The sequence below is a fragment of the Haloactinomyces albus genome (assembly GCF_031458135.1).
Classification (GTDB): Bacteria; Actinomycetota; Actinomycetes; order Mycobacteriales; family Pseudonocardiaceae; genus Haloactinomyces; species Haloactinomyces albus.
In genome coordinates this window covers 1,063,994-1,075,107 of record NZ_JAVDXW010000001.1, presented here as the reverse complement: position 1 = coordinate 1,075,107, position 11,114 = coordinate 1,063,994, and the positions used below count along the sequence as shown (strand labels likewise).

The 11,114-nt window shown below is 67.0% G+C and carries 8 protein-coding genes and 1 other RNA gene; all 9 read left to right on the top strand.

Features of this window, described 5'->3' with window-relative positions; all coding sequences use genetic code 11:
• Positions 1–62: 62 nt before the first annotated feature.
• The 9 genes from rnpB (at position 63) to JOF55_RS04910 (ending at position 10,968) form a co-directional block, all read left to right on the top strand.
• Positions 63–459: RNase P RNA component class A (rnpB, locus tag JOF55_RS04950), an RNA gene on the top strand.
• A gap of 135 nt (positions 460–594) precedes the next feature.
• A complete protein-coding gene (locus JOF55_RS04945; RefSeq protein WP_310270253.1) occupies positions 595–1,380 on the top strand; it encodes a class I SAM-dependent methyltransferase in 786 nt (261 codons plus the stop codon).
• Positions 1,381–1,811: 431 nt separating this feature from the next.
• The gene (locus tag JOF55_RS04940) at positions 1,812–2,099 is read left to right on the top strand and encodes a hypothetical protein (RefSeq protein ID WP_310270250.1); all 288 of its coding nucleotides are present in this window, start codon (positions 1,812–1,814) and stop codon (positions 2,097–2,099) included.
• Between the two features lie 34 nt (positions 2,100–2,133).
• Positions 2,134–2,652, top strand: a complete 519-nt coding sequence (locus JOF55_RS04935; RefSeq protein WP_310270247.1) for a hypothetical protein — start codon at positions 2,134–2,136, stop codon at positions 2,650–2,652.
• A 70-nt stretch (positions 2,653–2,722) separates the two neighbouring features.
• Positions 2,723–6,769, top strand: coding sequence for an ATP-binding protein (locus JOF55_RS04930; protein ID WP_374727394.1), 4,047 nt, complete (start codon positions 2,723–2,725; stop codon positions 6,767–6,769).
• A 2-nt stretch (positions 6,770–6,771) separates the two neighbouring features.
• Positions 6,772–8,739, top strand: a complete 1,968-nt coding sequence (locus JOF55_RS04925; protein WP_310270239.1) for a hypothetical protein — start codon at positions 6,772–6,774, stop codon at positions 8,737–8,739.
• Between the two features lie 33 nt (positions 8,740–8,772).
• Complete coding sequence (locus tag JOF55_RS04920) at positions 8,773–9,384, top strand: hypothetical protein (RefSeq protein WP_310270236.1); 612 nt, start codon at positions 8,773–8,775, stop codon at positions 9,382–9,384.
• Position 9,385: 1 nt separating this feature from the next.
• Positions 9,386–10,369 carry a C40 family peptidase gene (locus tag JOF55_RS04915; protein WP_310270233.1) on the top strand — a complete coding sequence of 328 codons (984 nt, stop codon included), beginning with the start codon at positions 9,386–9,388 and terminating at the stop codon, positions 10,367–10,369.
• 125 nt (positions 10,370–10,494) lie between these two features.
• On the top strand, positions 10,495–10,968 hold the full coding sequence (locus JOF55_RS04910) for a hypothetical protein (RefSeq protein WP_310270230.1): 474 nt from the start codon (positions 10,495–10,497) through the stop codon (positions 10,966–10,968).
• Positions 10,969–11,114 lie beyond the last annotated feature (146 nt).

Here is an 11,114-nt window from a genome sequence, read left to right as displayed (position 1 = left end):
GGAGCGTTTTCCGGGTGGGATGAACACGCCGGGTCTCGTTGTTCTAACCTGGCAGGTGCGGATGAGTCGGCCGGGCGACCGCGTCGGGGCTGTGCCCCGTCGAGGAAAGTCCGGACTCCACAGGGCAGGGTGGTTGCTAACCGCAACCCGGGGCGACCCGCGGGAAAGTGCCACAGAAAGCAGACCGCCCGGCCATCGTGGCCGGGTAAGGGTGAAACGGTGGTGTAAGAGACCACCAGCACCCCGGGTGACCGGGGTGGCTCGGTAAACCCCACCCGGAGCAAGGTCAAGAGGGCGCCGTGTCCGGCGCCTGCGCAGGTGCTCGAGGGCGGCCCGCCCGATACCTGCGGGTAGACCGCTGGAGCCTGTCGGCAACGGCAGGCCGAGATGGATGGTCGCCGAAGGGGAGTGCCGTAAGGCCCCCGGGAACAGGATCCGGCTTACAGGCCGACTCATCCGCTCCGCACGGCGGAGCGGCCTTCGGCTCGTTCGATGGGTTGCCGAAAAATCATCCGTTTTCGCTCCAATGGCCTCCTTCCGGGTGAGGCGTGCGAGCGATGCAGTCGTTAACCTCGCCGGAGTCGGGAGGTTGACGTGGGCAACTACGTATTCGAATCGGACGACACACTCACGCGGAGGCATCTGGGCGCCCTGGAGGGAGCCTTCGATGCCGTGAGCATCCGGCGGCTCGACGAGTCCGGGGTCCGGGCCGGGTGGAAATGCCTGGATGCCGGGGCGGGCAGCGGTTCGATCGCACGCTGGCTGGCCGACCGCGTTGGTTCCTCGGGCGAGGTCGTGGCCACGGACACGGACCTGCGCCTGCTGGAGGGAGTGCAGGGCGGCAACATCCGGGTGCTGGAGCACGACCTCACGCGCGACCCACTGCCCGAAGCCGAGTACGATCTCGTGCACGCTCGGTTGCTGTTGATCCTGCTGACCGAACGAGACCGGGTCCTGGATCGGTTGATCGGTGCGCTCAAGCCGGGTGGGGTGCTGGTCCTGGAGGACTTCGATGTCGCGGGATCCGGTACGCTGCTGGCTCCGGAAGACGGCGATGCCGAGGTTTTCGACCGGGTCCTCGAGGCGTACCTGACTGCCATGGCCGCCGCAGGCGTCGACAACCGATGGGGTCGTCACCTCTACGCCGCACTGCGGTACCGGGGCCTGCACGATGTCCGTTCGGTGGGACGGACGGAGGCGTGGCCGGGCGGTTCACCCGGCTGCGAGTTGATCCGGGCGAATCTCGTCCAATTGCGCCGGAGGATTCTCGACCAAGGCACGGTCTCTCCCGGAGAGTGGGAGCGTGCTGTCGAGCTACTCGGTGACGAGAAATTCGCGATGCGGTCCTTTCTCCTGGTCAGCAACACAGGGCTGCGCTGATGCGGAAATCCCGGTGGATGGGCGGATCGGTGCCGGACGCGATGAGATGTCATGATCACTTCGAGGATGTTCACTGCCTGCCGAGTTCACGGCCGTTTGATCCGATCACGGGCATCATGCGCCATGGCGGCAGGCGCTGGAGCACGGTTGCCGACACGGCACGGCGGGAGAGGACCGACAAGCGAGTGAACAAGGGCGTGTTCGTGGCGAAAATGTCTCCCTGCGACCACTCGTTGCGTGGTGTTCGATCGGCTGTGTGGAGCACTACACTCACCCTCGCCTGTGGACGGCCGATGCGCCACGCGCCACACCGGACGCTCGACCACTACTGCTGGTGACCTTGCCGTGTTCTACTCGTACTGCGCGCCGGGACGGTCCCGGCCGACTCGGACGCCGACCCGACACCACCGCTCGTACTCCGGAGTGAAGAGATGACTGCCGTGCCGCTGGAACTCGTGGGGCAATGGGACGTGCTGGCGCAGACCGGTCTCGACACCGGAGGTCTCCGCGGCTGGATCCTCAACAATCTGCTGCCGTTGCTGCTGATCGCGGTTGCGTTGCTGCTGCTGTGGCTCGGCGGTGGCAAGGGTGACAACGCGGGGGTCATGCGCCGTGTCGGCGGTGTCTTCGTCGCGCTGGCGGTCATCGGGCTCGCCGTGAGCGGAACCGGAGTGGACATCGGCACGTTCATCGCCGGACTGTTCAGTACCAGCGGGTGATGATCGTGCTGACTGGTCGACGGGTTGGTTGAGCATGCGGATACGCACCGACGATGAGATCTACCGGGTCGACGCCGTCTGGCTCGGGCCGCCGAAGGCGACGTTCCCGTGGCGGGCGCGCTATGTCGCATGGGGAGTCGGGATTGTGGTGTTCCTGCTCGTCTTGGCGGCCGAACGCAGGATGAACATCGGCTTCGGGTTCTTCTCCACCGCGTGGGCGGTGATCATCACGATCGCGGTCACTCGCATCATTTGTTCCCGAATCAGCCACGAACGGCCGCTGAGTGCGGTATTGGTGATGTGGTTGCGTGAACTGACGGCTCCCCGCAAGGCGGCGAGCGGCAAGGGAGGAGCGGCCAGTGCGGCGAAGATCCGGGTGAATGTCGACAGACCGCATCCCCAGCGACCGAAACGGTCCAGGCAGTACAGCGGCAGCGGTGGCGGACGGCAGCACACCAACCGCTCCAGGAAATCTGCTGACCGGAGCAGGACTCCCAGCAGGCGCGCAAGGAACAAGGAGGTACGCGGTGTTCGGTCGCGGGCGAGGTCGTGAGCGCGACTCGCACCAGGTCTCGGGGCAACCACATCGCGGTGCCGCCCAGCAGGGGGCGTCGAAGGCGGGGATGTTCCAGGCGAAAAATGCCGGTAAGCGCACGGGACGCAGGCTTCCCGACGAGCAGTCGATCCCGTCCTACACCCCCTCGATTGCCGCACGCTCCATCGACGGCCACCTGCTTCGCACCGGTCAGGACGTGTTCGCCTGGTACCGACTGTCCGCACAGCGGTGGTCGTTCCGCTCGGACTCCCAGCGGCAGAACCTCATCGCCGCCATCGCGGGCCAGTACGCGGAACTGCAGGGCAGGTGGATGCACCTGCGTGTGACGAACCGGCCGTATCCGATCCGGATGTGGGCCGAGGCCCACGTGCACAATGCCCGCAACCGGCTGCCCGATGTGCCCGAGGCACTGAGTTTCGACGACTACATGATCGGCGAGCAGCAGCAGTTGATGGGCCGTTCGATGGCGGAGAAAGAGGTCTACCTCGGTGTGCAGGTCCAGACGCGCAATGTCATGGACCGGGCCGTCGAACGGGCCGCTCCGTTGCTGCGGCGAGTGTTTCCGGAAGCGGTGGATGCCGAACTCGTCGCTTTGGACAGCGAAATCGAGCACCTGGACCAGGTGATCGGTTCGGCGGGCCTGGATGGCCGACCGGTCACCGCCGAGGAGATTTCCTGGCTGATGCACCGGTCCTGTTCACTGGGGCTGCCCGCGCCCCGCAATCTGCCCGCGGTGCCCGGGGCGGAATGGGAACCGGAGGATCTCGCGTCGTTCACCGACGCCGCCGACATGCATCAGGAGCCCTATGCGCCGACCACGACGGTCCGCGGCCGCACGGGCTCGAACGCGGGAGTGACCCGGCACGTTGCGGTGTTGACGGTCGGGCAGACACACGGGTTGCAGATTCCCGAGGTGGACGACCCGTGGATGCAGCATTCGGATCGTCTGCCCGCGCCGGTCGAGTGGTCGGCGCGGATCTACGTGCGGCGCCCCGAGGACGTCGGTGGTGAACTGCAGCGGCAGATGAACAAGGTGCGCTCGCAGGTCCGGCACTACACCGAAGAACACGGACTCGAACCACCGACCTCGCTGGAGCGACAAGCGGGCCGTGTCCTCGAGATCGACGACGAGATGACGTCCGGATTCACCGCCCTGGCCACCCGAGTTCGTTCGTGGTGGCGCATGGCGGTGTCCGGACCCACCGAGCGGGACGCGCTGCGCTTGGCACAGCAGATCCTCGACCTGTACAAACCGAAGGTCGCCATCGAGCATCCGGAAGCGCAGTACTCGATGGCTCGGGAGTTCATCCCCGGCGAGTCGCTGGCCTCGGCCGCCTACCTGCGACGCGGCTCGGTCGTGTGGGCGGCCTCGGCCGTGCCGCAAGCCACGGCGGAAGTCGGCGACCGGCGCGGCATCCTGCTCGGCGAGACCTGCACGGCGACTCGGCGGCCGGTGGCCTGGGACCCGTGGATGGCGCAGGAGGTCCGGGACGCATCGGGGCTGACCGCGATGGTCGCGGGGCTCGGTGGTGGCAAAGCGCTCGCCCTGGACACCCCGCTGCCCACCCCGAGCGGCTGGACCACGATGGGCGAGGTCGAGGTCGGTGATCAGCTGCTGGGAATGGACGGCAAGCCAACCCGCGTGACCGCGGCAACCGACGTCTTGCTCGATCGTCCGTGTTACGACGTAGTGTTCTCCGACGGGTCCGTGATACGCGCCGATGCGCAGCATCAGTGGTTGACGCGGACGAGGAAGGACTGGAAGGCCCGGAACCGTCTCGAGGAACGAGTCCGTCGGGCCGACGCCGTGATGCCGAGTCCTGAACCACCTCCGGGGCGCTGTGCCTGTGGTTGTGGTCAGCCGACGACCAGGTGGACCTACCGGCGTACCCCCGATGCCCGCAGCGACGGCGCGTTCTACTGCTCGCGCTTCGTTCGTGGCCACCAGCGTCGCGGTGAAGTGTCGCTGGTGGCCAATCAACTCCCCGCGGTCCATACGACCGCCGAGATCGCCGAGTCACTCAAGTCCGGTCGGCAGAACAACCACGCGGTTCCGGTCGCATCGGCGTTCGACCTCCCGGAAGCCGAGTTGCCCATCGAGCCGTATCTGCTCGGGGTGTGGCTCGGCGACGGAATCTCCTGCCGAGCGGCCATCACAGCCTTCGACCGTGAGATCATTGACGAGATCGAGGCTACCGGCCAGGAGTGCAGGTATCGTCCGTCGCAACAGGACTTCAGTCTGCCGGGCACGGTACAGCAGAATCTGAGGCGGATGGGCCTGCTGGGTGACAAACACATCCCGGCCGGCTACTTGCGAGCCTCCGAAAGGCAGCGCCGCGCCTTGCTCGCCGGTCTGCTCGATACGGACGGGCACTGCAAGCCGACGGGCGGCATAGAGCTCTCCGTGACGAACCAGCGATTGGCTCGGGATGTTCGCGAACTGGCGTTGGGTCTCGGGTACCAGGCTCGGTTGCGCACGAAGCAGGTGAAGGGGCGGCATCCGCACACATCGACCGCCTACATCATCTCGTTCACCACCTCGGACAAGGTGTTCCGAATCACTCGGAAACTGGCGCTTCTCAATCCGAGCATCCGGGACACGAACCGTTACCGCTACATCACCGATGTCGTGCCGGTGGAGTCCGTTCCGGTGCGTTGTGTCCAGGTGGACAACGCAGACCACACGTATTTGGCCGGGGAAACGTGCATTCCGACGCACAACTCCTTCCTCGGTGGTGGCGTCGTCTACAAGACGTTGCGCTCCGGTGCGCACTGGACGTTGCTGGACCCTTCGGGTCCGTTGGCGGAGCTGTGTCAATTACCGGAACTGCGTCCGTATGCGAGACCGATCAACCTGCTCAACGCGCAGCCCGGCATCCTCAACCCGTACCGCGTCGTCGCCGAACCCCAGCTGGAGCACTTCCTGGACGAGGACGACCCCGAACGCGCTTGGCGGCGCGAACGTGCCCTGGCCGCGGCGACCCGGCGCAGGCTCGTCCTCGACGTGCTGAGCGGCCTGCTGCCCTACGAGGTCGCGCGGATGCCGCAGACGCGGATCGTCCTGCTGCGCGCGGTCCGTGCCGTCGGTGGTCGTACGGACGCGCATCCCGGACTGGTGTTCGAAGCGCTCCGGCGGGATGCCAGTGAACATCACGAACACGCGATCGTGGTCGCCGACTTCCTCGACGAGATGCGCGAGCGGATGTCGCTGCTGATCCCGGAAGCCGATGCCGACCCGTATTCGCAGACCCGCGAGGATCGACTGACCGTACTCAGCATGGCGGGCCTGACCCTGCCGAAGGACGATGTCGGTCGGGAACACTGGACCGACAGCGAGGCACTCGGTGTCCAGCTGCTCAACCTGGCGGCCTGGCTCACGCAGCGCTCCGTCTACGAGCGACCCAAGGACGAACGTAAGGGAGTGTGGATCGACGAGGCCTTCTTCCTGTCGGAGGTGCCCACCGGCCGGGTGCTGATGAACCGATTCGCCCGTGACTCTCGCAAGTGGAACGTCCGGGTACTGCTGTCGAGTCAGATTCCCGCGGATTTCCTGCGTATCGAGGGATTCGTATCACTGCTCGATTCGGTGTTCGTGGGCAGGCTCGACGATGAGCAGGCGCAGTCGGACGCACTGCGGCTCCTGAAGGTGCCGGTCGAGGCCGGCTACGAGCAGGTGATCGCGGGACTGGGTCGTCGTCCGGGACCGTCCCGCAACAATACCGAGCGGGACCGTTCACCGAGGCAGTTCATCTTCGGTGACGGAGCCAGTGGTGTGGAGCGCATCCGCATCGACTTCGACGGCCCCCACCTGGAACACCTGCGTGGTGCGCTCGACACGACCCCGGCGACCCGGGAGGAGAGTCCCGCCCCCGGCACCAACGGTCCCGGTGATCGGACGGCCAATTCGGACGCGGCTGCCGCTCCGATTCCGGAGATGCTCGGCGATCCGAACGAGCCGGGCGACCTGGACGGTGGTGACGAGTACGGCGAGTTCGACGAGTGGGAACTGGAGAGAGCCGGAGTCGGCAGGAGTGAGCAGCAGGATTCGCGCTACGAGGACGCTGCGGGCAACAACGGCCATCGAGCCGGAGATGACGCACAGGGAGCCCGATAGTCGTGTGGGTCATCGTGGTGAGTGCGCTGGTGACGGTTGTCGTGCTGTGGCGAGTGCGCCGGTGGACCGGACATCCGGTTCCCCGCCCGCGCCGACCCGGTCGACGCGGTGCCCTGGTGGCCGTGACCGCGATCCTCGGCATTCAGGCGCTGGTCGGCGTGCCCGCCGCCGCCCAGCCCTTCGATTGCACCCAACCCCCGAATCCGGAACGTCCCGGCTCCGGCATGGTCGGCGCTCTCGACCCGGCTCCGATCGGTGTCGGCCAGTCGGGAAGTGCCTACGATCTTTACGGTTACGCCGGTCAGGTATGGCACACTTATGATCTCGGCTGTGGTCCGCAGGGAGTCACCAACCCGAACGCCCTGGTCGGTACCTGGATCGGCAACCAACTGTTCAATGTGGCCAAGAATCTCGTCGGTGCCACCAACGGGCTGCACTACGCACTGCTGTCCGGCAACATCCTGGACCCGCTGGACGAGGTGATCGCAACCGGCACGGTTGCCCTGTACGACAGCGTGTTCACCCCGTGGTTCGGTCTGGCCGCGCTGGTCCTGGCGATCGTGCTGTTCCGCTACATCTGGCAGGGCGATCTGGCCACGATCGGCAAGCGCACCATGTGGGCACTGGCCGCACTGTGGTTCGCCTCGGCGACCTACCTCACGCCGTTGATCTACACCCACGCACTGGACGAGGTGGTCATCACCGGTACCTCGGCGGTGCAGGGTGGTTTCCTGGCCGAGGTCGGTGTCGACGAACGCGACGCGTTGCCCACCCTGCTGCACAACGAGGTCGTCTACCGCAACTGGCTGCGTGGTGAGTTCGGCACTCCCGAATCCCCGAAGGCCGAGGACCTCGGCATGGAGCTGCTGTCGGCCCAGGCCTGGAGCAAGACGGAAATACTCGACGGTGTCGAACCGGGCTCGGCCGAGGAGAAGAAGCGAAAATTCGAGGAAGTCGCCGCCAGGATGGGCAGCGCCTACGGCTACTTCCGGGGGGTGGACGGCAGCCGTATCGGAGCCGGAATGCTCGCGATGCTGCAGGGCTTGGCCTACACCTCGTTCCAGTTGCTGGCCAAGGCCGCGATCCTGCTCGCGCAGGTCCTGTTGCGTGTGCTGATTCTGGCGGGCCCCCTGATCGGTCTTGTGGCGCTGGTGCATCACGAAGTGCTGCGCACGGTCGGCCGCGTGGCGGGTGCGACGTTGCTCAACGTCGTGGTGATCGCGGCGATGGCCGGAATCCACACCCTGGTACTGACCTGGATCTTCGATTCGGAGCGCGGGTTCAGCGCGCTCACCCGGATACTGCTGGCCGGACTCCTGACCATCGTGTTTCTCATGCTCGGAAAGCCCGTCCGCAGGATGGGGCAGATGGTCGAGCTGTCGGTCGGTGCGGCCGGGGGAGCCATGCCGCGAGTACCGCCCGGCGTTTTCTCCCGTTTCCGTGGCCGCTCCCGCGGCGAGCAGTCCGGGCCGCAGGATGATTTCTGGGAGCAGGTACGGGAATCCGATCCGGAGGAGGGCACCGTCCCGCCGCAGCGGGGAAGGCGACGTGCGCGTCCGGAGTCGGAATCCGAATCGCCACTGGTGGCGGCCACGGCTCAACGCATGGATCGCGAGAACCTGCCGCAGGAGCTGTCCTCGGGGCCGCCACCGACCGATGCCTCCCGGGGAAGTGTGCCGTCGACAGGGGACGGCACCGATCAGCGGCGTCCGGGTTCGACGCAACGCGCGAACGCACTGCCGCAGGCATCCGGCCACAGCCGGACCGTCGATACCGCTCCCGTGGTGGACGCCGCCTGGGACACGCACGACGAGGATTCGATACTCGTGCCGTCCCGAGCAGGAGCGACAGTGGCTTCGCCTGCGACCGCCTCGGAGGTGCGGCGGCGGCCGGACCCCGAGGTCGTGGCCGGGCGGCCGGTCAACGTCGTCTATCACCCCACACGGGGACTGGAGGTCGCCGATGGCTGAGGAACGTCATAAGACTGTGAGACGGAGAGACCCATGCCGATCCGAACCCACCGGGGCCGTGCGGCGGTCTACCGCCGACTTTGGGGATGGCCGCTGCGCTCGCCGAAGCACCTGATCGCCGCGGTCCTCGGACTCATCGTGATAGCCAGCGCCGTGGGTCTGCTCCTGCCGGAGCCGCCTCCCGGCGAGGCTCGCGTGCGGGAGGGCCGTGCTCCCGGATACCGCGAGGACACGGGTACGGGCGCGGTCACGGGAACGGGCACGCGTACGGGCGTGGACGAGGAAGGGTCCCCACCGTCGATCTCGGTTCCGCGGAAGCCTCCGCCCTCGGCACCACCGGACCCGGCAGGGGTGTCCGTGGTGGGGACCTGGGGCAAGCAGTGGGTCAAGCACTCGCCCGAGACCGATTCCGGCGAGTGGCTGGAGCGGCTGCGTCCGTATACCACCGCCGAATTCAGCACCGTGCTGGCCACCGTGAATCCGGCGAACGTCGCGGCGACCAAGGTCACCGGAGAGCCCGAGGCGACCACCTCGACCGCGACCTCGATGCAGGTCCGGTTGCCCACCGATGCGGGTGCCCTCCGGGTTCGAGTGGTGAAGACGCCCGACGGGTGGCGGGTGGCCGGTTACGAGAAGGCGGCTTGACATGCGCAAACTGGCTGTGGCCCTGGTTCTGCTCCTGGGATTCGGTGCGCTGATCGGTGTGGGGGCCGTGACGGGCCTGCTTGCCGGTCTCGGTGGTCGCTCGGGTCAAAGCTGGTCGCAGTGCAGCACTGCGCTGGGGGCATGGGGTGGTGACGAGAACCAGGGAAAACGAGCCGCGCAGGCTCTGGACGAAGAACAGCGCGGTATCGTGCGGCGGATCATCGAGGTCGGCAAGCAGCGGGGGCTGCCGCCGCGCGCCTGGCAGATCGCCATCCAGGCGGGCAAGACCGAGTCGAACCTGCGTAACGTCCATTACGGGCATGCCGATTCGCAGGGCGTGTTCCAAATGCGACCCTCGCAGGGATGGGGCAGCGTTGCCCAGGTCACCAACGTCGATTACGCGATCAACAAGTTCTACGACGTCCTGCTGACCGTCGAGGGGTGGAAGGAGATGCGTCCGGGCAAGGCGGCCCAGGCCGTCGAGCGCTCGGACTACCCGAGCCGGTACCACGATGCCGAAGCCCTGGCGGCATATCTGGTCAGCACCGAGGGCAACGTGCACGGTGTCAGCGGCTGTGAGTCCCTGCCCTCGACCACGCTGCTGGCGGGACAGGCGATCGAGTACGCGAAGAACCAGCTCGGGGATCCCTACGTGTGGGGGGCGGAGGGCCCGCACACCTTCGACTGTTCCGGACTGACCCAGCAGGCCTGGGCAGCGGCGGGCGTGCAGATTCCCCGGGTTTCCCAGAACCAGTACGACCAGGGCGGCAAGCACGTACCGCTGTCCCGAGCTCAGCCCGGTGATCTCCTGTTCTGGGGATACGGGCGGAATCCGGACGCGATTCATCACGTGGCGCTGTATCTCGGCGACGACGAGGTCCTGCACGCTCCTCAGCCGGGGGAGACCGTGGAACGCGCGGCGCTGTGGGACGGCGGTGAGCTGATGCCGACCGCGGTCCGCCCGGCACCGGAGTCGTCGGCGTAAGCAGCGGCTCGCCATGCGACGCGCACGCCGTGTGACTGTCCCGCAGCCGGACCGAGGGGCGAGAATGTTTCGGACCCGGCCGAGCAGAGGACGGCGACGCCGCCGCACTATCCAGGAGGATGAGCATGTTCACCCCTGACCCCATTCCGCGGCCGACCGGCCCGCCCGCGTCGAGTACTCCTCTCGGGGATTACCTGGACCGGGTCGAGCAGTCCGGTGCGCGACGCGGAGTCGACAACGGGTACGCGGTGCTTCCACGCTCGTTGGCGGAATCCATGCCCTTACCGTGGCAGCAGCACATGCACAGGCTGCTGGCCGAGTTCCACGAGGCCTTCGGGCATCTGCAGTGGCCCGTTTACCAGGTCGTGCCCTCTCGCTACGAGTGGCTGGTGGACCTCGACGATGACCAGCTCGCCGAGGTGGGGTGCACCGTCGAGGTCGGCGACAGTGGTGAGCTGGAGTACCGGCAGCGGGACGGTACCCGGATTCCCGACCCGGAGGAGCGACAGGTCCTGGTCTCGTGCTTGGATCCGGTCCCCAAGCGGCAACCCGACCCGGGCTCCGGTACCGCACCCCCGCCGGCCCCGCCGAGCTGGTGATCGTCCCCCCGCTGGTATTGCCTTCCGCCGACACCGGCCGACACGGCACCCGCCGGTACTGCACCCGCCGGTACTGCCTTCGCAGCACCTGATCGATCCTCGCGGACGCGGAATACGACGTGAGCACGTGACAGGCGCCGGTGGGC

What these genes read in the sequence shown, in the direction of transcription:
- JOF55_RS04910 (WP_310270230.1), top strand. Translation starts at nt 10,495, where the DNA reads ATGTTCACCCCTGACCCCATTCCGCGGCCGACCGGCCCGCCCGCGTCG.
- JOF55_RS04935 (WP_310270247.1), top strand. Translation starts at nt 2,134, where the DNA reads ATGCGGATACGCACCGACGATGAGATCTACCGGGTCGACGCCGTCTGG.
- JOF55_RS04930 (WP_374727394.1), top strand. Translation starts at nt 2,723, where the DNA reads ATGTTCCAGGCGAAAAATGCCGGTAAGCGCACGGGACGCAGGCTTCCC.
- JOF55_RS04920 (WP_310270236.1), top strand. Translation starts at nt 8,773, where the DNA reads ATGCCGATCCGAACCCACCGGGGCCGTGCGGCGGTCTACCGCCGACTT.
- JOF55_RS04915 (WP_310270233.1), top strand. Translation starts at nt 9,386, where the DNA reads ATGCGCAAACTGGCTGTGGCCCTGGTTCTGCTCCTGGGATTCGGTGCG.
- JOF55_RS04940 (WP_310270250.1), top strand. Translation starts at nt 1,812, where the DNA reads ATGACTGCCGTGCCGCTGGAACTCGTGGGGCAATGGGACGTGCTGGCG.